General features: G+C 63.5%; 12 protein-coding genes. 4 read left to right on the top strand and 8 right to left on the bottom strand.

Annotated features, from left to right (window positions below):
- Positions 1–39: 39 nt before the first annotated feature.
- From B2J77_RS07930 to B2J77_RS07945, 4 genes are all read right to left on the bottom strand, one after another.
- A complete protein-coding gene (locus B2J77_RS07930; protein WP_078478326.1) occupies positions 40–1,992 on the bottom strand; it encodes an acetyl/propionyl/methylcrotonyl-CoA carboxylase subunit alpha in 1,953 nt (650 codons plus the stop codon).
- Positions 1,989–2,804: a gamma-carboxygeranoyl-CoA hydratase gene (locus B2J77_RS07935; RefSeq protein ID WP_058605056.1), complete on the bottom strand. Its 816-nt coding sequence runs from the start codon at positions 2,802–2,804 to the stop codon at positions 1,989–1,991. Before B2J77_RS07935 ends, B2J77_RS07930 begins: the two co-directional genes overlap by 4 nt.
- Before the next feature lie 4 nt (positions 2,805–2,808).
- Positions 2,809–4,416 (bottom strand): carboxyl transferase domain-containing protein, encoded by a 1,608-nt coding sequence (locus B2J77_RS07940; RefSeq protein ID WP_058639569.1) that lies wholly within the window; start codon positions 4,414–4,416, stop codon positions 2,809–2,811.
- Between the two features lie 95 nt (positions 4,417–4,511).
- On the bottom strand, positions 4,512–5,675 hold the full coding sequence (locus tag B2J77_RS07945) for an isovaleryl-CoA dehydrogenase (RefSeq protein WP_078478327.1): 1,164 nt from the start codon (positions 5,673–5,675) through the stop codon (positions 4,512–4,514).
- A 232-nt stretch (positions 5,676–5,907) separates the two neighbouring features.
- On the opposite strand from B2J77_RS07945, the gene B2J77_RS07950 reads away from it, so the two are divergent.
- From B2J77_RS07950 to glgB, 4 genes are all read left to right on the top strand, one after another.
- Positions 5,908–7,584, top strand: a complete 1,677-nt coding sequence (locus tag B2J77_RS07950) for an AMP-binding protein (RefSeq protein WP_078478328.1) — start codon at positions 5,908–5,910, stop codon at positions 7,582–7,584.
- Between the two features lie 454 nt (positions 7,585–8,038).
- Entirely contained in the window at positions 8,039–10,057 is a 2,019-nt protein-coding gene (locus tag B2J77_RS07955) for an alpha-1,4-glucan--maltose-1-phosphate maltosyltransferase (RefSeq protein ID WP_058639572.1), read from the top strand.
- Between the two features lie 70 nt (positions 10,058–10,127).
- Entirely contained in the window at positions 10,128–13,448 is a 3,321-nt protein-coding gene (treS, locus tag B2J77_RS07960; RefSeq protein WP_078478329.1) for a maltose alpha-D-glucosyltransferase, read from the top strand.
- Positions 13,445–15,655 (top strand): 1,4-alpha-glucan branching protein GlgB, encoded by a 2,211-nt coding sequence (gene glgB, locus B2J77_RS07965; RefSeq protein ID WP_058639574.1) that lies wholly within the window; start codon positions 13,445–13,447, stop codon positions 15,653–15,655. Before treS ends, glgB begins: the two co-directional genes overlap by 4 nt.
- Before the next feature lie 213 nt (positions 15,656–15,868).
- On the opposite strand, the gene glgX is transcribed toward glgB, so the two are convergent.
- The 4 genes from glgX to malQ form a co-directional block, all read right to left on the bottom strand.
- Positions 15,869–18,022, bottom strand: a complete 2,154-nt coding sequence (glgX, locus tag B2J77_RS07970) for a glycogen debranching protein GlgX (RefSeq protein WP_058639575.1) — start codon at positions 18,020–18,022, stop codon at positions 15,869–15,871.
- A 127-nt stretch (positions 18,023–18,149) separates the two neighbouring features.
- On the bottom strand, positions 18,150–18,443 hold the full coding sequence (locus B2J77_RS07975) for a DUF2934 domain-containing protein (RefSeq protein WP_058605048.1): 294 nt from the start codon (positions 18,441–18,443) through the stop codon (positions 18,150–18,152).
- A gap of 16 nt (positions 18,444–18,459) precedes the next feature.
- Positions 18,460–21,234, bottom strand: coding sequence for a malto-oligosyltrehalose synthase (locus B2J77_RS07980; protein ID WP_058639576.1), 2,775 nt, complete (start codon positions 21,232–21,234; stop codon positions 18,460–18,462).
- Positions 21,231–23,300, bottom strand: a complete 2,070-nt coding sequence (gene malQ / locus B2J77_RS07985; protein WP_058639582.1) for a 4-alpha-glucanotransferase — start codon at positions 23,298–23,300, stop codon at positions 21,231–21,233. Before malQ ends, B2J77_RS07980 begins: the two co-directional genes overlap by 4 nt.
- Positions 23,301–23,304 lie beyond the last annotated feature (4 nt).

Consider the following 23,304-nt stretch of genomic DNA (forward strand, 5'->3'; position numbering starts at 1 on the left):
AAGGGCCGCAGGCCGTCAGGCACCGCGACCCCGCGGCCTTCACGGTTCCAGTTCGACCAGCGCTGCCCCCTCGCTGACCATGTCGCCTTCCTGGCACAGCAAGGCTTTGACCGTGGTGGCCTTGGGGGCCCGAATGCTGTGCTCCATCTTCATGGCCTCCAGCACCACCAGCGGGGCACCTGCCTCTACCGCCTGACCCACCTCGACCAGTACCCGCACGATGCTGCCGTTCATGGGGGCGGTCAGGCCGCCTTGATGGGCAAGGTCGATGGCTGCCTGGGCGAGCGGGTCGAATGCTTCGAGGGTGTGGAGTTCTCCATCCCAGTGCAGATACAGGCTGGCACCTTTGCGAATGGCCAGGTGGCGGGTGCGCAGGCCTGCCTGCTCTCGCATCAGCCAATCCCCTTGCAGGCTCCAGATGCCTTGGGTCTTCTGGTTGAGCGTAACGGCCTGGTCATGCCCATTGTGGGTCAGATGCACATTCAGCGAAGTTCCAGCCCCCAAGCGCAGCCCGTCTTGTCGGGCCCATGGGGAGTGTGGGTCGTCCACGCGTGCGCGGGCAGGTTCGCTCAGCAACCACGCCTGGGCTGCAGCCTCCCAGCCCTCGGCCGACAATGCCTGCGCGGCGGGCAAAAGCGTTTCCTGATGACGCGGGATGAAGCCGGTATCCAGCTCGGCTGCTGCAAACCCAGGGTGGGCCAGGATACGTCGCAGGAAGGCGATGTTGGTCTTGACGCCGCCTACCGCGAACTCATCCAGCATGGCCAGCAAGCGCAGGCGGGCCTGCTCCCGGTCTTCGCCCCAAGCGATCAGTTTGCCCAGCATCGGGTCGTAGAAGGGCGACACCGCATCGCCTTCGCTCACACCGCTGTCCACGCGCCGGCCTGGGCCGCAAGCCGGTTCCCGGTAAAGCGTCAGGGTGCCGGTGGCCGGCAAGAAGTCATTGGCCGGATCTTCGGCGTACAGCCGCACTTCGATGGCATGGCCGTTGAGCGGTACCTGGTCCTGGGTGATGGGCAGGGGTTCACCGCAGGCCACGCGAATCTGCCAGGCCACCAGGTCCAGGCCGGTGATGGCCTCGGTGACGGGGTGCTCCACCTGCAGGCGCGTGTTCATTTCCATGAAGAAGAACTGGCCACGGGCGTCCAGCAGAAATTCCACGGTGCCAGCGCCGACATAGCCGATGGCCTGCGCCGCGCGTACTGCCGCCTCGCCCATGGCGCGGCGCAGGTCTGCCGAAAGGCCCGGGGCAGGGGCTTCCTCGACCACCTTCTGGTGACGCCGCTGGATCGAGCAATCCCGTTCGTTGAGGTACAGGCAGTGGCCATGGCGATCGGCAAAAATCTGGATCTCCACATGGCGCGGCTTCAATACGTACTTTTCCACCAGCATCCGCGCATCGCCAAAGGATGACAGGGCTTCACGTTGCGCCGACGCCAGGGCATCGGCCAACTGGCTTTCGTCCTCGACCACCTTCATGCCCTTGCCGCCACCACCGGCGCTGGCCTTGAGCAGGACCGGGTAGCCGACGTGCCGGGCGGCTTGCTTGAAGGTGTCCAGGTCCTGGGCCTGGCCGTGATAGCCCGGCACCAGCGGCACGCCTGCGGACTCCATCAAGGCCTTGGCGGCCGACTTGCTGCCCATGGCGTCGATGGCCGACGCAGGTGGGCCCAGGAACATCAAGCCAGCGGCTTCGACTGCGCGGGCAAAATCTGCGTTTTCCGAAAGAAAGCCATAGCCCGGGTGAATGGCCTGGGCACCGCTTGCCTTGGCCGCCGCCACCAGCTTGTCGATCTGCAGGTAACTGTCTGCCGCCTTGTTACCGCCCAGGTCAACGCACACATCGGCTTGCCGGCTGTGGCGGGCATTACGGTCGATGGCGCTGTGCACCGCCACCGTGGTCAGGCCCATGGCCTTGGCGGTGCGCATCACCCGGCAGGCGATTTCACCACGGTTGGCCACCAGCAACGTTGTCAATGGCGGGCGGTTCATGGGCGTGGCTCCTTGTTTGCATCGGCCTGCCAGGCAGGTTGGCGTTTTTCCAGAAACGCACGAAGGCCTTCCTGGCCCTCGGCGCTTACGCGGATTCGCGCGATGGCGTTCTCACAATAACGACGCAGGCCAGGGCTGAGGGTGCCGCCGTCGACCTCGCGCAACAGCTCCTTGGTCGCGCGCATTGCCTGGGGGCTATTGGCCAGAAGGGTTTCAACCCACTGGTTCACGCTGGCCTCCAACTGGCTAGCCGGGTACACCTCGGCCAACAACCCAAGGGCCTGGGCCTGCAACCCGCTGAAGCGCTCTGCCGTGAGTGCATAACGGCGGGCGGCGCGCTCGCCGATGGCCTTGACCACGAAGGGACTGATCACCGCCGGTGCCAGGCCGATGCGCACTTCCGACAGGCACAGCTGGGCGTCTTCGGCACCGATGGCCATGTCACAGCAACTGATCAGGCCCAGGGCGCCGCCGAATGCGGCGCCCTGGACCACTGCCAGGGTCGGCACCTTGATGCGGTGCAGTGCATACATCAACTCGCCCAGCTCGCGTGCGTCATCCAGGTTGGTGTTGAAGTCCAGCTGCGCCGACTGCTGCATCCACGCAAGGTCGGCGCCGGCACTGAAATGCCGTCCCCGCCCGCGCAGCAACACGAAGCGTACGCCCGCGTCGTCGGCAAGCTGCCCCAGGGCAATGTTCAGCTCGCGGATCATCAAGGCATTGAAGGCGTTGTGCTTGTCCTCGCGGCTGAGCCACAAGGTGGCGAAGCCACGTGGATCGTGGCTCACCTCTACCGTAGTGAAATCGCTCATGGGGTCACATCCTGAATATGCCGAAGCGGCTCGGTTCGATCGGTGCGTTCAGCGCCGCAGACAAGGCCAGGGCCAGCACATCGCGGGTCTGCGCTGGGTCGATGACGCCGTCGTCCCATAGGCGGGCGCTGGAGTAGTAGGGGTGGCCCTGATGCTCGTACTGATCGAGGATCGGCTGCCTGAGCCTGGCCTCATCCTCGGCGCCAAACGGCTCGCCGCTGCGCTCGCTCTGCTCGCGCTTGACCTGCACCAGCACGCCGGCAGCCTGTTCGGCGCCCATCACCCCGATGCGCGCATTGGGCCACATCCAGAGAAAGCGCGGGTCGTAGGCGCGTCCGCACATGCCGTAGTTGCCGGCACCGAAACTGCCGCCAATGATGACCGTGAACTTGGGTACCTGCGCGCAGGCCACGGCCGTGACCAACTTGGCGCCATGCTTGGCGATGCCGCCTTCTTCGTACTTCTTGCCCACCATGAACCCCGTGATGTTCTGCAGGAACAGCAGCGGGATACCGCGCTGGCAAGCCAGCTCGATGAAGTGCGCGCCTTTTTGCGCTGCCTCGGCAAACAGGATGCCGTTGTTGGCCAGGATGGCGATCGGGTAGCCGTGCAGGTGGGCGAAGCCGCACACCAGCGTGGTCCCGAACAAGGCTTTGAACTCATCGAACACCGAGCCATCGACCAGCCGTGCGATGACTTCACGCACATCGAAAGGCTGTTTGGCGTCAGCCGGAATCACGCCATATAGCTCCTGCGCCGCATACAAGGGCGCAACCGGCGGCTTGCATTGCAGGGCACCTAGCTTGCGCCAGTTGAGATTGGCTACGCAGCGCCTGGCCAGCGCCAGGGCATGCTCGTCGTTCTCGGCGTAATGGTCGGCTACACCGCTGGTGCGGCAATGTACATCGGCGCCGCCTAGCGCCTCGGCGCTCACCACCTCGCCTGTGGCCGCCTTCACCAGCGGTGGGCCGGCCAGGAAGATGGTGGCCTGTTGACGCACCATGATCGCCTCGTCCGCCATTGCCGGCACGTAGGCGCCGCCTGCGGTGCATGACCCCATCACCACGGCGATCTGGGCGATGCCCAGTGCGCTCATGTTGGCCTGGTTGAAGAAAATCCGCCCGAAGTGCTCACGGTCGGGAAACACCTCGTCCTGGCGCGGCAAGTTGGCGCCGCCCGAATCCACCAGGTAGATGCACGGCAGACGGTTCTGCAAGGCAATGGTCTGCGCCCGCAGGTGCTTTTTCACCGTCAGCGGGTAATAGGAGCCACCTTTGACCGTCGCGTCGTTGGCCACGATCATGCATTCCACGCCTTCCACGCGCCCGATCCCGGCGATCAGGCCGGCTGCCGGAACGTCTTCGCCGTAGACCTGGTGTGCAGCCAACTGGCCGATTTCAAGAAAGGCGGAACCGGCATCGAGCAGACGTTCGATTCGCTCGCGCGGCAGCAGTTTGCCTCGCGAGGTGTGCCGCTCCTGAGCCTTGGCGCCGCCACCCTGGGCTACCTGGGCAAGCAGCACACGCAGGTTGTCGACCTGCGCCAGCATGGCCGCCTGGGACTGGGCGAATTCGGGTGACCGGGGGTTCACTTGGGTTTTCAGAATCATCATGACTCCTGGTGCAGCGGCGCGCCCTTGGCGTGGCCGTGCAAGGTTGTCCGGTGTGGCCACGGCGGGCGTATGAGCCGGCCGCAGCGCCAGCGTGTTCAGCGGGTCTCGTTGAACAACTCGCGGCCGATCAGCATCCGGCGGATTTCGCTGGTGCCGGCGCCGATTTCGTACAGCTTGGCATCGCGCAGCAAGCGACCTGCGGGAAATTCGTTGATATACCCGTTGCCGCCAAGAATCTGGATCGCCTCCAGGGCCATCTGCGTGGCGCGCTCGGCGGTGTAGAGGATCACCCCGGCTGCGTCCTTGCGGGTGGTTTCGCCGCGATCGCAGGCCTGGGCCACGGCATACAGGTAAGCGCGGCTGGCGTTGAGCTGGGTGTACATGTCGGCGACCTTGCCTTGGATCAACTGGAACTCGCCGATGCTCTGCCCGAATTGCTTGCGGTCATGGATGTACGGCACCACCAGGTCCATGCAGCTCTGCATGATGCCGGTCGGGCCGCCGGCGAGCACCACGCGCTCGTAGTCCAGGCCGCTCATCAACACCCGTACGCCGCCATTGAGTTGGCCGAGGATGTTCTGCTCTGGCACGTGCACGTCATCGAAGAACAGCTCGCAGGTGTTCGAGCCACGCATGCCCAGCTTGTCGAACTTGTTGCTGCGGCTAAAGCCTGCCCAATCGCGCTCGACGATGAACGCAGTGATGCCATGGGGGCCCTTTTCCAGATCGGTCTTGGCGTAGATGACGTAGGTGTTGGCGTCGGGCCCGTTGGTGATCCACGTCTTGCTGCCGTTGAGCACGTAGTGGTCGCCGCGTTTGTCGGCGCGCAGTTTCATCGACACCACGTCCGACCCTGCATTGGGTTCGCTCATCGCCAGGGCGCCGACGTGCTCGCCGCTGACCAGCTTGGGCAGGTACTTGGCCTTTTGCGCGGGCGTGCCGTTACGGTTGATCTGGTTGACGCACAAATTGGAGTGGGCGCCGTAGGACAGCGCGACCGAGGCCGAGGCGCGGCTGATTTCTTCCATCGCCACCACGTGCGCCAGATAGCCCAGGCCTGCGCCACCGTATTCTTCCGGCACGGTGATGCCGAGCAGGCCCATGTCGCCGAACTTGCGCCACATATCGGCAGGGAACAGGTTGTCGTGGTCGATCTGCGCGGCGCGAGGGGCGAGCTCGGCGGCGGCGAAGGTGCGCACCTGGTCGCGAAGCATGTCGATGGTCTCGCCCAGGGCGAAGTTCAGGCTGGGGTAATGCATGCGAGGGCACCTTGTTGTTCTTGAAATGGGATCACGCTGCGAGCGGCAAGCTTGCCTGGGCAGGCAGCTGACGCAGAAAGCGTGCTCAGCTGCCTATCACCTTTACGTAAACGTAAACCTGCACCTGCTTTTTTGTCAATTTATCCGTCACCTTTACGTAAACGTAAATCTGAGCCAAAGTGATTGGCGCGCGTTTGGCCCCTATCCAGAACAATCAAAAGAAGGGACGCACATGACTCAACCCAGCTATACCCGCGGTCGCCAGGACCGCCCCTTGCTTACTCAAACCATTGGCCAGGCCTTCGACGCGACCGTGGCGCGCCTGGGCGAGCAGGAAGCCTTGGTGGCTCGGCACCAGCGCCTGCGCTACAGCTGGCGGCAACTGGCGGAGCAGGTCGAGTCGTGTGCCCGGGCGCTGATGGCCCTTGGGATCGAAACCGGTGACCGCGTGGGCATCTGGGCACCCAACTGCGCGCAGTGGTGCATCCTGCAGGTGGCAACTGCCAAGGTGGGCGCCATCCTGGTCAACGTCAATCCGGCTTACCGGGTGGGTGAGCTTGAGTACGTGCTGCGCCAGTCAGGGTGCAGCTGGCTGGTCTGTGCCGACGCGTTCAAGCATTCCGATTACCACGCCATGGCCCAGGCCTTGGTGCCGGAGTTGGCGACCGCAGCACCCGGTCAGATCAGCAGTGCCGCGCTGCCTGCCTTGCGCGGGGTCGTAAGCCTGGCCAACGACCCGCCTGCTGGCTTCCTGCCGTGGGAGGCACTGGCCACTTGGGGCATGTCCGTAAGCCGCGAAGCGTGCACGGCTCGGCAAAACAGCCTGCATTTCGACCAGCCGGTGAACATCCAGTACACCTCTGGCACCACCGGCGCGCCCAAGGGCGCTACCCTCAGCCACTACAACATTCTGAACAACGGCTTCATGGTTGGCGCAAGCCTGGGCTTGACTGCGCATGACCGCATGGTGATCCCGGTGCCCTTGTATCACTGTTTCGGCATGGTCATGGGCAACCTGGGCTGCATCACCCATGGCACCACCATGATCTACCCAGGCGACGGCTTCGACGCCGAGTTGGCCTTGCGCGCCGTGGCCGAGGAACGCGGCACCATCCTGTACGGCGTGCCCACCATGTTCATCGCCATGCTCGATCATCCGGCCCGCCAGCGTATGGACCTGTCGTCCTTGCGCAGCGGCATCATGGCCGGCGCCACCTGCCCGATCGAGGTCATGCGCAGGGTCATCGACCAGATGCACATGGCCCAGGTGCAGATCGCTTACGGCATGACTGAAACAAGCCCGGTGTCGTTGCAAACCGGCCCGGATGATGACCTGGAGCTGCGCGTCACCACTGTGGGCCGTACCCAGCCGCAACTGGAAAGCAAGATCATCGACCCGCAAGGCGCAACGGTTGCGCGCGGTGAAACCGGGGAGCTTTGCACGCGCGGCTACAGCGTGATGCTGGGTTACTGGGATAACCCCGAGGCCACGGCCAGTGCCATCGACGCGGCCGGATGGATGCACAGCGGTGACCTGGCGGTGATGGACGAGGCGGGCTATGTGCGCATCGTCGGGCGCAACAAGGACATGATCATCCGCGGTGGCGAAAACATCTACCCGCGTGAAATAGAAGAGTTCTTCTATACCCACCCGGCGGTCGCCGATGCCCAGGTCATTGGTATCCCATGCAGCCGCTACGGCGAGGACATCGTCGCCTGGGTCAAGCTGCATCCAGGTCACCAGGCCACTGCCGAGGAGCTGCAGGCCTGGTGCAAATCCCGTATCGCCCACTACAAGGTGCCCCGCCATATCCGCTTCGTCGATGAATTTCCCATGACGGTGACGGGCAAGGTGCAGAAGTTCAGGATGCGGGAGATCAGCGTGGCTGAACTGGGCAGGGTCGAGTAGAAAGGTCAGCGACACAGGGTGACTTTTGATCGAAACAACGCAGCCGACGCGCCACGGGCAAAATTGACAGTCGTCGACTTCAATCGCCCGCCGTTAGCGTAGTGCCGTTCACCTGGAGCCGCTCAGCGGCCCCAGCGATCTTGAATGAACAGTCTTACGCCTTTATCGGGGGTTCTTGACTGGGTGGGTCACCCACGGTTGGCGGCACGGTCGGCTGAATCGGCAGGTCATCCGGGTCACGCTCAGGCTCTGGGGGCGGGAGGTTGGGATCGTCAATGTTCGGATCGGGCGTTTCCGGGGGCGTTGGGAGCGTCATGGCCATGCCTCTTGCGGTTGAGTGAACCTGTCCTGCAGCGTTCGACCGCTGGTGCTTCGAATCAATTCATTTTTGAACCCAGGCTTGGTCGCCGCGCTCTCAATCCTTACCGCCACCAGTCCCAGGGAGCAAGGCCTGATGTCTTTGAACGAGCCCTTCGAAAGCGTGCCCACGGCAAATGATCATCCGGACCAGGTCATCAGCCTGTCCCAGGCCTTGATGGCACCGCGTATCGCCATAGAGGACACCCAGCCGGTGCTCGACGGCGGCGCCTTTGCCGCCAAGGCCATCAGCAACCAGCCGGTTTCGGTCAGCACCAAGGTATTCACCGACGGCCACGACCGGATGGCTGTGGTGTTGAACTGGTGCCAGGCCGGTAGCCGTCGCATTCATTGCGTGCCCATGACTTCGCCCGGCAATGACCTGTGGCTGGCAGAATTCACCCCCACTGAAATCGGGCCGCATGTGTTCAGCATCGAAGCCTGGATCGACCCCTACGCCACCTACTGCTACGACCTGGAGAAAAAGTTCAATGCCGGCGTCGGCGTAAAGCTGGAACTCGAGGAAGGGCGGTTGCTGCTGGGCAAGGGCATTGAATTGAGCAGCGGCGCCTTGCGCGAGCAATTACAGTCGCTGCAAGCCACCTTGCAGACGCTGCCCGAGGATGAACAAGTGGCCCTGCTGCTGGGCGCCGAGGCATCGCAGATGATGGCCGCCGCCGAACACCGCAGCTACCTGACCCGCAGTTGCAACTACCCGCTGGATGTGGACCGCCCGGCCGCGCAATTCGCCAGCTGGTATGAGCTGTTCCCCCGTTCGATCACCGATGATCCCCAGCGCCATGGCACCTTCAACGATGTGCACCAGCGCCTGCCGATGATTCGCGACATGGGCTTTGACGTGTTGTATTTCCCGCCCATTCACCCCATTGGCATGCAGCACAGAAAGGGCCGGAACAATTCGTTGCAGGCCCAGCCGGGGGACCCTGGCAGCCCCTACGCCATTGGCAGTGCCGACGGTGGGCACGATGCGATCCACCCCGAACTCGGCACGCGTGAAGATTTCCGTCGCCTGGTATCGGCGGCAGCCCAGCACGGTCTGGAAATCGCCCTGGACTTCGCCATCCAGTGCTCCCAGGACCATCCGTGGCTCCAGGAACATCCAGGCTGGTTCAGCTGGCGCCCGGACGGCACCATCCGCTATGCCGAGAACCCGCCGAAGAAGTACCAGGACATCGTCAACGTCGACTTCTACGCGCCCGATGCCGTGCCTGGGCTGTGGATCGCACTGCGTGATGTGATCATCGGTTGGGTGGAGGAGGGCGTGAAAACGTTCCGGGTGGACAACCCGCATACCAAACCCCTGCCGTTCTGGCAGTGGCTGATCGCCAATGTGCGCAGTCGATACCCGGACGTGTTGTTCCTGGCTGAGGCGTTCACCAAGCCCGCCATGATGGCCCGCCTGGGCAAGGTCGGCTATGCGCAGAGCTACACCTATTTCACCTGGCGCAACACCAAGCAGGAGCTGAGCGAGTATTTCGAAACGCTCAACCAGCCGCCGTGGAGCCAATGCTACCGGCCGAACTTCTTCGTCAACACGCCAGACATCAACCCGTTCTTCCTCCAGCAAAATGGCCGGGCCGGCTTCCTCATCCGGGCCGCACTGGCGACCATGGGGTCGGGCTTGTGGGGCATGTACTCGGGCTTCGAGCTGTGCGAAGCGGCAGGGCTGCCGGGCAAGGAAGAATACCTGGACTCGGAGAAGTACGAGATCCGCCCGCGAGACTTTACCCAACCGGGCAACATCATCGCCGAGATCGCCCAGCTCAACCGTATCCGCCGGCAGAACCCGGCCCTGCAGAGCCACCTGGGCCTGACGCTGCTCAACTGCTGGAATGACAACATCCTGTATTTCGCAAAGCGCACCCCCGCCCGTGACAATTACATTCTCATCGCCGTGAGCCTGGACCCGCACAACGCCCAGGAAGCCCATTTCGAACTGCCGTTGTGGGAGCTTGGCCTTGATGACGGTGCCGAAACCCACGGGGAGGACCTGATGAATGGTCATCGCTGGTCGTGGTACGGCAAGACCCAGTTCATGCGCATCGAGCCTTGGCATCAGCCATTCGGTATCTGGCGAATCAGCAAAGTCAGCTGAGCGTGTCAGGGAGCGGGCGCGCCCGCTCTCTGACGGGTTTTTACCGATCAAGCATTCAGAGGAATGGTACATGGCCAAGCGTACCCGCCCGGCAGCCTTCATTGACGACCCGCTGTGGTACAAGGATGCGGTGATCTACCAGTTGCACATCAAGTCCTTCTTCGATGCCAACAACGACGGTATCGGTGACTTCGCCGGGTTGATCAGCAAGCTCGACTACATCGCTGAGCTGGGCGTAAATACCTTATGGCTGCTTCCGTTCTACCCCTCGCCCCGGCGCGACGACGGCTACGACATCGCCGAATACAAGGCGGTGCATCCGGACTATGGCACCTTGGCCGACGCCCGCCGCTTCATTGCCGAGGCGCACAAGCGCGGGCTGCGGGTAATCACCGAGCTGGTCATCAACCACACCAGCGACCAGCACCCGTGGTTTCAACGTGCCCGCCACGCCAAACGTGGCAGCAAAGCCCGTGACTTCTATGTGTGGTCCGATGACGACCACAAATACGACGGCACCCGCATCATCTTCCTCGATACCGAGAAATCCAACTGGACCTGGGACTCGGTGGCAGGCCAGTACTTCTGGCACCGGTTCTATTCCCATCAGCCGGACTTGAACTTCGACAATCCGCAGGTGCTCAAGGCTGTGATCGGCGTGATGCGTTTCTGGCTGGACCTGGGCGTCGATGGCTTGCGGCTCGACGCCATCCCGTACCTGATCGAGCGCGACGGCACCAACAACGAAAACCTGCCCGAAACCCATGGTGTGCTCAAGGCGATCCGGGCCGAGATCGATGCCAATTACCCTGACCGCATGCTGCTCGCCGAGGCCAACCAATGGCCGGAGGACACCCGCCCTTACTTCGGCGAAGGCGACGGGGACGAATGCCATATGGCGTTCCATTTTCCTCTGATGCCTCGCATGTATATGGCGCTTGCGATGGAAGATCGCTTTCCCATCACCGACATCCTGCGCCAGACCCCGGAGATTCCGGCCAACTGCCAGTGGGCCATCTTTCTGCGCAACCACGATGAGCTGACCCTAGAGATGGTCACCGACCGTGAGCGCGACTACCTCTGGAACTACTACGCCGAAGACCGCCGCGCCCGGATCAACCTCGGCATCCGCCGCCGCCTGGCGCCGCTGCTGCAGCGCGACCGGCGCAGGATCGAGCTGCTCACCAGCCTGCTGCTGTCCATGCCAGGTACACCGACGCTGTACTACGGCGATGAGCTGGGCATGGGTGACAACATCTACCTGGGTGATCGCGACGGTGTGCGTACGCCCATGCAGTGGTCGCCTGACCGCAACGGCGGCTTCTCCCGCGCCGACCCACAGCGGCTGGTGCTGCCACCGATCATGGACCCGCTCTACGGCTATCAGACGGTCAACGTCGAAGCGCAGAGCCACGATCCCCATTCACTGCTCAACTGGACCCGTCGCCTGCTCGCCGTGCGCAAGCAGCAGAAAGCCTTCGGCCGCGGCACGCTGCGCACCCTGACACCCAGCAACCGACGCATCCTTGCCTACATCCGGGAGTTCACCGGTGCCGATGGCCACACCGAGGTCATTCTCTGTGTCGCCAACGTGTCCCGCGCAGCCCAGGCTGCGGAACTGGACTTGTCCCAATACGCCGACAAGGTCCCCGTGGAAATGATCGGGGGCAGCGCCTTCCCGCCCATCGGGCAGTTGCCGTTCCTGCTGACCTTGCCGCCTTATGGCTTTTACTGGTTCGTGCTGGCTGCCCACGATCGCATGCCCAGCTGGCATAACCAGCCTACTGAGGGGTTACCGGAATTGACTACATTAGTGCTACGCAAACGTCTGGAAGAGCTGCTCGAGTCGCCTTCACGCGACGCCCTGCAGTCCACCATCCTGCCCCAGTACCTGCCCAAGCGGCGTTGGTTCGCGGGCAAGGAAGGGCCTATTGATCAGGTCGACCTGAGCTATGGCGTGCGCATGACCACGGCCGGCACGCCCGTGCTGCTTAGTGAAATCGAGGTGATCAGCGACGGGGTGACAAGCCGCTACCAGCTGCCGTTCGGCCTGCTGCCCGAGGAGCAGATCAGTACGGCATTGCCGCAGCAGTTGGCCTTGTCGCGCGTGAGACGGGCCAATGAAGTGGGCCTGATCACCGATGCCTTTGTGCTTGAGCCGTTCGTTCGCGCGGTGCTCAAGGCCTGTCAGGAAGGCCTGCGCTTGTCCTGTGGGAATGATCAGGGCGAGCTGCATTTCAACCACACCGAACAGTTGGCTGGCCTGGCACTGGGTGATGACAGCCCGGTGCGCTACTTGAGCGCCGAGCAGTCAAACAGTTCGGTAGTGGTGGGCGATTCGGTGGTGCTCAAGTTGATCCGGCGGGTCAACGCAGGCATTCATCCAGAGCTTGAAATGAGTGCTTATCTCACCGCAGCCGGCTTTGCCAACATCTCGCCGTTGCTGGCCTGGGTCAGTCGCGAGGATGCCCAAGGCGCACCGCACCTGTTGATGATCGCCCAAGGCTATCTGAGTAATCAGGGCGATGCCTGGGCCTGGTCCCAGAACACCCTGGAGCGCGCCATTCGCGACCAGATGCAGCCCTCCAGCAGCGAAGGTGAACCGCACACCGACGCGGTCAACGAGCTGCGCGACTTCGCTTCCCTGCTTGGCCAGCGCCTGGGCGAGATGCACCTGATGCTCGCGGCACCTACCGATGACGAGGCTTTCGCGCCTTATCCGAGCACTGCCGAAGACAGCGAGCGGTGGAGTGCACAGATCAGCACAGAGCTGACCCATGCGCTGGATCTGTTGACGCAGCACCGTGACAAGCTCGACGCGGAAAGCCAGGCATTGGTCGATGACCTGCAGCAGCAGCGCGACGGGCTCGCCCAGCGCGTGGCCGAACTGGCACAGCAGGCGCAGGGCGGCCTGTTGATGCGTGTGCATGGCGACCTTCACCTGGGCCAGGTGCTGGTGGTGCAAGGCGATGCCTACCTGATCGACTTCGAGGGGGAACCATCCCGGCCACTGGAAGAGCGCCGGGCCAAGCATAGCCCGTACAAAGATGTCAGCGGTGTGTTGCGCTCTTTCGACTATGCTGCTGCGATGATCCTGCGCAGCGCCTCTACCGTGGACCTTTCCGAGCCGGCGCGACAAGCTCGGCAGCGGGTGGCCCGACAGTATCTTCACCAGTCCCGGCATGCATTCATCGAGGCTTATGGCCTGGCCACCGCGGCCATGCCCCACGCCTGGGAACAAGCCGAAGGCGAGCGTGCGGCACTTGAGCTGTTCTGCCTGGAAAAAGCGGCATACGAAATAACTTATGAAGCCGAAAACCGTCCAAGCTGGCTGGCCGTGCCTTTGCATGGCCTGCATGGACTGATCAGTACCTGGGGAGAGTCAGAATGAACGTTTCAACGCGTGAAAACGGCGGTCTTGGCCAACGGGACCTGGATGCCCTGGCGCGCGCCGAGCACGCCGATCCTTTTGCGGTGCTGGGGCCTCACACCGATCCTGCAGGGGGCGTGACCATCCGTGCCTACTTGCCCAATGCACTGGGCGCCCGCGTGCTGGCGCGCGACGACCAGCGCGTACTGGCTGACATGCAGCCCGGCGCGATACCTGGCCTGTTCACCGCGCGCCTGAACGAGGCGCTTCCCTATCAGTTGCACATCAACTGGGCTGGCGGCGAGCAAGTCACGGAAGACCCCTACAGCTTCGGCCCGCAGCTTGGCGACATCGACCTGCACCTGTTCGCCGAGGGCAATCACCGGGACCTGGCAGGGCGTTTTGGTGCCCAGCCGGCACAAGTCGACGGGGTGGACGGGGTGTGCTTCTCGGTATGGGCACCCAATGCGCGCCGGGTATCGGTCGTGGGCGAGTTCAACAACTGGGACGGTCGTCGGCACCCGATGCGCCTGCGCCACGGTGCCGGGGTCTGGGAGCTGTTCATTCCACGCCTGGGCGTGGGTGAGACCTACAAGTTCGAGGTGCTGGGCAAGGATGGGATCCTGCCGCTCAAAGCCGACCCCTTGGCCCGTGCCACCGAATTGCCGCCCAGCACCGCTTCCAAGGTGGCCGGTGCGCTAGCCCATGAATGGCGCGACCAGCAGTGGATGGACGAGCGCGCCCAGCGCCACGCCTACGGCGCCCCCTTGTCGATCTACGAACTGCACCCCGGGTCCTGGCGCTGCGAGCTGGACGAAGCTGGGGAGGTGGGGCGTTTCTACAATTGGCGTGAGTTGGCCGAGCGCTTGGTGCCCTACGTGCAGGAGCTGGGTTTCACCCATATCGAGCTGCTGCCGATCATGGAGCACCCCTTTGGCGGCTCGTGGGGCTACCAGCCCCTGTCGATGTTCGCCCCGACGTCGCGCTATGGCACGGCAGAGGACTTCGCCGCCTTCATCGACGCCTGCCACCAGGCACGCATCGGCGTGATCCTGGACTGGGTGCCGGCGCATTTTCCCACGGACGAACATGGTCTGGCGCGCTTCGACGGCACGGCCCTCTACGAATACGACAACCCGTTCGAAGGCTATCACCAGGACTGGAACACGCTGATCTACAACCTCGGCCGTAACGAGGTGCGGGGCTTCATGATGGCCTCGGCGCTTCACTGGCTCAAACACTTCCACATCGACGGGCTGCGGGTAGATGCCGTGGCGTCGATGCTGTACCGCGACTACTCGCGCAAGGCCGGTGAATGGGTGCCCAACCGCCATGGTGGGCGTGAGAACCTCGAGGCCATCGACTTCATCCGCCACCTCAACGGCGTGGCGGCGCATGAAGCGCCGGGTGCCTTGATCATTGCCGAGGAATCGACGGCCTGGCCTGGCGTGAGCAAGCCAACCGAAGAGGGCGGCCTGGGTTTCCACTACAAGTGGAACATGGGCTGGATGCATGACTCGCTCAGCTACATCCAGAACGACCCTGTGCACCGTGCTCATCACCATAACGAGATGAGCTTCAGCCTGGTATACGCCTACTCCGAGCACTTCATCCTGCCGATCTCCCACGACGAGGTGGTACACGGCAAGCGCTCGCTGATCGACAAGATGCCGGGCGATCGCTGGCAGAAGTTCGCCAACCTGCGTGCCTACCTGGCCTTCATGTGGATGCACCCGGGCAAGAAATTGCTGTTCATGGGCTGCGAGTTCGGCCAGTGGCGCGAATGGAACCACGACCACCAGCTGGACTGGTACCTGCTGCAGTATCCGGAGCACCAGGGTGTACAGCGCCTGGTGGGCGACCTGAACCGCCTGTACCGCGATGTGCCTGCCCTGCATGAGCAGGACTGCAAGCCCGAGGGCTTCCAGTGGTTGATCGGGGATGATGCGCAGAACAGTGTATTCGCCTGGCTGCGGTGGAGCAGCGCGGGCGAGCCAGTGCTGGTGGTTGCCAACTTCACGCCCGTGGTGCGCGAGGGCTACCGCATCGGTGTGCCGTTCGGGGCGCAATGGCAGGAGCTGCTCAACAGCGATGCCGAAGCCTATGCGGGCTCCAATGTGGGTAACATGGGCACGGTCGCCTCGCAGCAGACCCCCTGCCATGGTCAGCCGTTGTCGCTGGCGCTGAACCTGCCTCCGCTGGCGATACTGGTGCTCAAGCCGGTCTGATCGTCAGCTACCCGCGGGCGTTCTGCCCGCGGTGGCTTTACCGCACTGGCCGGCCGTCATAGTCCGGTTGAAGGTGTAGAGCGTGCCTGCCGCAGGCTCAAGCGGTAACAGTCGAACCACCAGAAAAAACCCGCCGGGCAATCCCTGTCTGAGATGGCCCGGCGGGTCTGTGACGACTACGTCACGCATTGCGCGTGACGTATGCGCTTGCCATCAATCTTCGCTGTGCTGGAGCACCATCAGCGCCACCGAGCGCCCTGTCAGGTCAAACGAGCTGTCGAATGGCAGGTCTTCGGGTTTGCGCAGTTGTGGCCGGTCTGTATCCATCACGCAGCTCCAGTGTTCGCCCTCTGGAACGCTGGGCAGTTTGAACGGCACGGTATCGTGGTGGGCGTTGACGATCAGCAACACGGTGGACTCCGAACCTGGACGGGCAATGCCACTGACCTGCGCACGACCATCGATCAGCATGCCCAGGCAGCGACCGTTAGGGTCTTCCCACTGTTCAACGCTCATCTCGTTGCCATCGGGCGCCAGCCATGTCACGTCCTTGACGCCGATTGCCTCGTTGTAATCGCCCACCAGGAAGCTTGAACGCCGCAGCACCGGATACTTCTGGCGCAGACGGGTCAGGCGCTTGACGAACGCCAGCAGTGCCTGGCCTTCTTCATCCAGATCCCAGTTCACCCAACCGATTTCGCTGTCCTGGCAATAGGCATTGTTGTTGCCGTGCTGGGTGCGGCTGAATTCATCGCCGGCAACGATCATCGGCGTGCCCTGGGCAAACAGCAGGGTCGCGAAGAAGTTACGCATCTGGCGCATGCGCAAGGCGTTGATTTCCGCATCTTCGGTCGGGCCTTCGGCGCCGCAGTTCCAGGACAGGTTATTGCTGGTGCCATCCTGGTTGTTCTCGTCGTTGTCCTCGTTGTGCTTCTCGTTGTACGACACCAGGTCGCGCAAGGTGAAGCCGTCGTGGGCAGTGATGAAGTTGACCGACGAATACGGCCTGCGGCCGCGGTTGTTGAACATGTCGCCAGAGCCGGTCATGCGGGCGGCAAAATCGGCCAGTTGGCCCTCGTCGCCCTTCCAGAAAGCGCGCACGGTGTCACGGAAACGGTCGTTCCACTCAGCCCAGCCCGGTGCGAAATTGCCCACCTGGTAGCCACCTGGGCCACAGTCCCATGGCTCGGCAATCAGTTTGACCTGCCGCAGCAGCGGGTCCTGGCGGCAGGCTACGAGGAAGCTGTGACGCTCACTGTAGCCGTCGTGGTAGCGACCCAGAATGGTCGCCAGGTCGAAGCGGAAGCCGTCGACATGCATCTCGCCTGCCCAGTAACGCAGCGAATCGGTCACCAGTTGCAGGACGCACGGATGGCTCAGGTCCAAGGTGTTGCCGGTGCCCGAGTCGTTGATGTAGTAACGCTTCTGGTCGGGCATCAGGCGGTAGTACGACGCGTTGTCGATGCCGCGCATGGAGAGCGTGGGGCCCATCTCGTTGCCTTCGGCGGTGTGGTTGTAGACCACATCGAGGATCAGCTCCAGGCCCGCGTCGTGCAGGTGCGCCACCATCTCCTTGAATTCGGCGATCTTGCCGCTGGCCAGGTAGCTTGGGTGCGGTGCAAAGAACGCGATGGTGTTGTAGCCCCAATAGTTGTTCAGGCCCTTGTCGAGCAGGTGCTGGTCATTGACGAATGCATGGATGGGCAGCAGCTCGATGCTGGAGACGCCCAGGTCCTTGATGTGCTTGAGCAGCTCGTCGTTGGCCAGGCCCGCGAAGGTGCCTTGCAGGTTCTCAGGCACGGCCGGGTGGCGCTTGCTGATGCCCTTGGTGTGGGCCTCGTACACGACGGTCTTATCCCAAGGGGTTTGGACACGGTTGTCCCGGCCCCAGGTGAACGCCGGGTCGATGACCTTGCACTTGGGCACGAAGGGGGCGCTGTCGCGCTCGTCGAACGACAGGTCACCGTCTGGGTGGCCAATGGTGTAGCCAAACAGCGCCTCGGACCATTTCAGCTCACCGACCAACTGCTTGGCGTAGGGATCGATCAGCAGTTTGTTGGGGTTGAAGCGGTGGCCGTTTTCAGGCTCGTAAGGGCCATGCACGCGATAGCCGTAGATCAGGCCCGGGTGCGCGTCAGGCAGATAACCGTGATAGATCTCGTCGGTGTATTCAGGCAGCTCGATACGCTCGAGCTCTTTCTCGCCGGTGGCGTCGAATACGCACAGCTCGACCTTGGTGGCGTTCGCCGAGAAGATGGCGAAGTTCACGCCCAGGCCGTCCCAGGTGGCGCCGAGGGGGTAGGGTAAGCCTTCGCGAATGCGCGACGGTGCAACGGAGCGGGTTTTCTTTGCGGTGCGCGGGCTCATGGCAATCCTCGAATGGCCTTGTCTGGAAAATAAGGTTGGGTACTGCAACGGCCTTGTCGTCATCAGGCCTGGCAACCGAGGTGCTCGGTGCCAGTGCGGTGCTGAAGACGGCAGGGCCGTGGATGGTTCAGCTAGCGGTCGGCTTTTTCGGTGCGCGTGGCTTCTTCGAAGCCGCAGGCTTCACCCCTGGCAATGCAGCGACTTTAGGGTCAGCTGGAGGCTTGGGTGCAGCAGCGGCCTTGGGCTTGGCAGGCGCCTTTGGCTTGGCCGGGGCCTTGGCTTTGGCCCCAGGGGCTTTGGCTTCGGCTTCCGCCAATTTGCGGGCCATGTCCCAGTGACGTTCTTCCTCGCCGTGTGGCTTACCTTCCGACTCCCAGATCTGGTAGGCAAACTCGCGTATGCGTTTATCATCGACACTCATATGACGCTCCTGAATGCTAGTTATCTTCGATCAACAGATTGACTGGAAAGTCCGACAGCACAGCACACACCATCAACTCTCTTACAGGGCTGACAACGGCCCCACCGAAAAGTCCAGTCGAATTGGCAGGTGAGAAGTCGAACGGCAATACGACCCGGGTATCTTCCCAGTTCTGTGGGGGGACGTGAGGGCTCTGTGCCGCGCCCAGCAGACCGCTGGCCAAGCGCGGCGCGACAATCACGGCGCGTTGTGAGTCGCCCAGGCGGGCGAAGGCGACGACCTTGTCGGCATGGCGCCCCTTGACGGTCAACGGCAGGTAACTGCCCCGGCGGAACAGCTCCGGGTTGGCCATGCGGCAGTCGAGCACGCGGGCCACCAGCGCCTGCTTTACCCGGCCGTCATGCCAGTGGCTTAACAACGCGTCGAGCGGCGCGGCCTCTGCCAAGGTGCTGCGTCGAGCGGGATAGTCGACGGGCCGGCGGTTGTCTGGGTCCACCAGGCTGAAGTCCCAGTATTCGTTACCCTGATACAGATCAGGCACCCCTGGCACGGTCATGCGCATGAACGCCTGCACCAGGCTGTTGAGCGCACCCGGGCAACTGATCAGCTGCGCCGCCTCGGCGATGGAGGTGCGCAGGGGCAGGGCATCGGCCTCCAGCAGTAGGCCTTCGAGATAGCGAGCACAGCCCTTTTCGTAGGCTTCGTTGGGGGCGTTCCAACTGCTGCGCAGCTTGGCCTCGCGCAGCGCTTTCTGTTGCCACTGACCGACACGCTCGGCGTATTGCTTAAGGCCTTGGGCGTCATCGACGGCCAGGTCCAACGGCCAGGTGCCCAACAGGGTCTGGAGCAGCAGCATTTCATCACCAGGACTCGGCGCCAGCCCATCCTCGAGCGGTGTGTGCAATGGCGCTGCCAGCTCGCGCCAGTGCGCCATGCGGCTGGCCAGCCAAGGCCCGCGCTCGCTCAGCACAGCCAGGCGGGCGCGCGTGTCTTCACCGCGCTTGTGGTCATGGGTGGCGGTGGCCAGCAGGTTGTCCGGGAAGTCCCGCAGGCGTCGCTGAGCCTCGTTGTGGAAGTGCTCCAGCGGAGCGCTGAAGCGTTCGGCCTCAAAGCCCACATCGTTGCGCGAGAGCAACCTTGCGCTGCGGTAGAACGCGGTGTCTTCGACGGCCTTGGCCGCGCTGGGGGCCGTCAATTGCTGGAAGCGTACGCAGGCGTGGCGCAGTTGCTTGCGGGTACGGCCAGGTGGCAGCTGGCGCCAACCTTCGCCGCCCAACCATTTTTCCAGTTGCTCCAGCAAGGGCCAGTCGGCCTCGCTCAGGTCCTGGCGCGCATCGGCCAGGGCCTGCTGGAAGAATGCCTCATCCTCGGCCGGGCGGCCACACGCATTGAAGTAGGTGCGGTAAACCGGGTAGTGCGCGACCAGTGCCTGCAGGGCGCGACGAATGGCACCCAAGGATAAATCGCGGGTCATCAGGTCGTTGCGCGCAACCTGCAGGAGAGCTTGCGCCACCGATTCGCAGTCACCTGCCAAGCTTGCGTTGAGCACCAGATGGCGCGCCAGGCGCACTTCTTCGGTAAACGCCGGGCGCTCGCTGACCGTCGACCACAGTTCGGTCAGCGGGGCCTCACCGGCCGGGTCGTGCTGCAACAGCGAGACCTGGTTCATGAACTCGTAGCCGGTGGTGCCATCGGTGAGCCAGTCGCGGTGCAGATGCTCATCGACGCCCAGGATTTTCTCGACGTAGATGGGGAAGTGCTCAACGCAAGCGTCCAGTGGGCGGCTGGCCATCAGGCTGTCCACGCGTCGGCGCAGCTTGCGGCAATAACCGCGTGGGTCTGCCAGGCCGTCGATGTGGTCGATGCGCAGGCCATCGACCAGGCCGCGTTCAATCAACTCGAACAGCTTGGCATGGGTGGCTTCGAACACCACCGGGCGCTCGACCCGCAAACCGCCCAGCTCATTGATGTCGAAAAAGCGCCGCCAGTTGATGTCGTCGGCAGCGGTGCGCCAGCTGGCCAGGCGATAGGTCTGACGCTCGAGCAGCAGGTGAAGGCGCTTGAAGCCGGCCTCGCTGCGGCTGTCGAATGCCACCAGGGCCGAGGCCAGGTCGGCGCCTTCGCGCACCCGACGGGCCAGTTCGGCTTGCAACGGCGCGGCATCGTCAAGCGGGGTGGCGGACTCGCCAAGGGCGGTGAACTGTTCGGCCAGGCTGGTCAGGGTCGGGTCAGCGCTGAGCGCCAGCACCCAGCCGTAATCGACCGGGCAGATCGGGAAGCGGTGCTCATAGTGAGCGATTTGCAGTACCCCCTGGTCGGCGTCGAATTCCAAGGGGATCTGGCCTTCCTTCAGCGCTACACCGTAATCGCTGCCCAGGAACGGCAGCAACAATTGGCCAGCGAGCAGCGGGTCGGTGGAGTGCCACTGGATATCGAAGAACTCCGCATACGGGCTGCGGCGCCCCCAGGCCAGCAGGCTCTGCCACCAGGGGTTGTCAGCGCCGCCAACGGCCATGTGGTTGGACACGGTGTCCACGATCAGGCCCATGCCATGCTGGCGCAGCGCTTTGACCAGGCGCTCGAGCGCCGCTTCGCCGCCCAGTTCCGGGTTGACCTGGGTGGGATCGACGACGTCGTAGCCGTGGCGCGAACCTGCGCGGGCCTTGAGGATCGGCGAGGCGTACAGGTGGCTGATGCCCAGTTGGGCAAAGTACGGCACCAACGGCAGGGCATGGTCCAGGGTAAAGTCGCTGTGAAACTGCAGGCGCAGGGTCGCGGTAAGCGGTTTCATCGGTCGCGCTCCCATGCCTGCTCGCGCGCTTGCGCCAGCACTTCCAGGCGCCGTGCGGCATCCTTGTCGTCAAGCATGTGGCTTGCCGCCTCGGTAAAGCGGCGGCGCCAGTTGGGATGCCCTTCGGTGGTGCCGGGCATGTTCGGCTGTTCTTCCAAACCCAGCAGGTCTTCAAGCGGGACCAGCACCAGCGGAGCTTTGGTGTGGCCTACATAACCAATCGCGGCATCGATCACGGCAGTGTCGTCCTTCAGCGGGCCATAGTGGGTTTCAAGCGTGCGGCGCAAGCCGTCGTGTTCTTTGCGGCGGTCATCGCGCCATTGCTGCTCGGTGGATTCATCAATCAAACCCAGGCGCCGGCTCCATTCGACGTCGCGGTTTTTCAGCCAACCTGCCACGGTCGCCAGGTCATGGGTGCCGGTGGTCGCCAAGGCGTCGTCGGGCCACTGTAGCTGGGGGGTGAATTGGCCTGGGGAGGTCTGCTCGAAGGGCAGCACGCGCATGCCCAGGATGTTTTTCTGCGCCAAGGCCTCGCGTAGACCGTCCGGTACCGTGCCCAGGTCTTCACCCAGGATGATTGCACCGTGGCGGCTGGCTTCGAGCGCCAGCAAGCGCAGCATGTCTTCGAGCGGGTAGTACAGGTAGGCGCCTTCATTGGGTTTGCAGCCGCGCGGGATCAGCCAGAGCCGTTGCAAACCCATCACATGGTCGATGCGCAGGCCACCGGCGTGGGCAAGGTTCGCACGCAGCATCTCGATGAACGCGCGGTAGCCGTTGCGCTTGAGCCCTTCGGGCGAGAACCCGCAGATGCCCCAGTCCTGGCCCGAGCGATTGAGGATGTCAGGTGGCGCGCCAACGGTAAGGTTGGCCAGCAGTTCGTCCTGGCGGCTCCAGGCCTGGCTGCCAGCGCCATCGGCGCCAACGGCAAGGTCGGCAATCAGGCCCACTACCATGCCGCTGCCTTTGGCAGCCTCCTGGGCGCGCTGCAGGCTGCGCTCGGTCAGCCATTGGCAGAACGCGTGAAACTCCACCCTGGCCGGATAACTTTCGGCCAAGGCGCGGACTTCGGTCCCAAATGGGTCGCGCCACGCCTCTGGCCAGTTGCGCCAATCAGCGCCATGGCCTTTGTCGACCGCCTCGGCTTGCAGTACTTCAAAACGGCAATGGTGCTCCAGCGCCTCGCCTGCGGCCTGGCGATAGCTTTCGAAATCGGCGCGTTGCGGGTGATCGCCTTGGCTGAAGTGCTGGTAAAGCGCGTCCAGCAGCTTGTACCGGGCATCGGCTGCGCGCGGCCAGTCCACCAAAGGCTCTTGCTCGAGCGAGGTCAGTGTCTGCTCCAGGTGGCAGGCCTCGATAGCCAGGCGCACGGTGCGCTCACCCAGGATGGCCGCCGGGCTTGCGTAAAGCGTATTGAGCAGCAGCCTGCTCGATGGCGAGTAGGGGCTATAGTGCTGCTGATCGAAGGCCGACAAGGCATGGATAGGGCTGATCGCCACTGCATCGGCGCCCCGTTCAGCGGCACTGCGTACCAGTTGCTCGAGGGCCATGCAGTCGCCGTAGCCCCCATCGCCTGGGCGGCGCAGACTGTAGAGCTGCGCCGACAAGCCCCAGCAGCGCGCGGGGGCCGCCTGAACCAAGTCATGCAGCGATGGGCAAGCGGACGGGGCGACAGCGAGCGTAAAGCGGTGCTGGGCCACCTCCAGTTGGTGATAGCCGACCGGCAAATCACCTGGCAGGTGGGCCTGGGCATCAAGCTGCAAGTCGATGCTGCTGCTATCTTCCAACTGTCCGCGCACGCCGGCCTGCGCTGGGAAATACCGCGAGAGGTCGAGCGGCTTGCCCTGGTCGGCAGTGAGCAGCGGCGGAACGTGTTGTGCGTCGTCGCTACGTTCGAGCCTGGACAGGCTGTCCTGCAATTGCGCCTCGTCGCTAGCCCTATGGCCAAGGGCTTCAAGCAGTTTGCGCAGTACCTCATCGGTCACTTGCTGCGGTTTGTTGTTGGCATCCACCCAGTCGCGGGCAAGGCCCGCGCGCTGAGCGAGCCGGTGAAGCAGGGAATCGCTCATTGCA

It is taken from the genome of Pseudomonas parafulva (assembly GCF_002021815.1).
GTDB classification, from domain to species: Bacteria; Pseudomonadota; Gammaproteobacteria; order Pseudomonadales; family Pseudomonadaceae; genus Aquipseudomonas; species Aquipseudomonas parafulva_B.

What these genes read in the sequence shown, in the direction of transcription:
- B2J77_RS07930 (WP_078478326.1), bottom strand. Translation starts at nt 1,992, where the DNA reads ATGAACCGCCCGCCATTGACAACGTTGCTGGTGGCCAACCGTGGTGAA.
- B2J77_RS07935 (WP_058605056.1), bottom strand. Translation starts at nt 2,804, where the DNA reads ATGAGCGATTTCACTACGGTAGAGGTGAGCCACGATCCACGTGGCTTC.
- B2J77_RS07940 (WP_058639569.1), bottom strand. Translation starts at nt 4,416, where the DNA reads ATGATGATTCTGAAAACCCAAGTGAACCCCCGGTCACCCGAATTCGCC.
- B2J77_RS07945 (WP_078478327.1), bottom strand. Translation starts at nt 5,675, where the DNA reads ATGCATTACCCCAGCCTGAACTTCGCCCTGGGCGAGACCATCGACATG.
- B2J77_RS07950 (WP_078478328.1), top strand. Translation starts at nt 5,908, where the DNA reads ATGACTCAACCCAGCTATACCCGCGGTCGCCAGGACCGCCCCTTGCTT.
- B2J77_RS07955 (WP_058639572.1), top strand. Translation starts at nt 8,039, where the DNA reads ATGTCTTTGAACGAGCCCTTCGAAAGCGTGCCCACGGCAAATGATCAT.
- treS (WP_078478329.1), top strand. Translation starts at nt 10,128, where the DNA reads ATGGCCAAGCGTACCCGCCCGGCAGCCTTCATTGACGACCCGCTGTGG.
- glgB (WP_058639574.1), top strand. Translation starts at nt 13,445, where the DNA reads ATGAACGTTTCAACGCGTGAAAACGGCGGTCTTGGCCAACGGGACCTG.
- glgX (WP_058639575.1), bottom strand. Translation starts at nt 18,022, where the DNA reads ATGAGCCCGCGCACCGCAAAGAAAACCCGCTCCGTTGCACCGTCGCGC.
- B2J77_RS07975 (WP_058605048.1), bottom strand. Translation starts at nt 18,443, where the DNA reads ATGAGTGTCGATGATAAACGCATACGCGAGTTTGCCTACCAGATCTGG.
- B2J77_RS07980 (WP_058639576.1), bottom strand. Translation starts at nt 21,234, where the DNA reads ATGAAACCGCTTACCGCGACCCTGCGCCTGCAGTTTCACAGCGACTTT.
- malQ (WP_058639582.1), bottom strand. Translation starts at nt 23,300, where the DNA reads ATGAGCGATTCCCTGCTTCACCGGCTCGCTCAGCGCGCGGGCCTTGCC.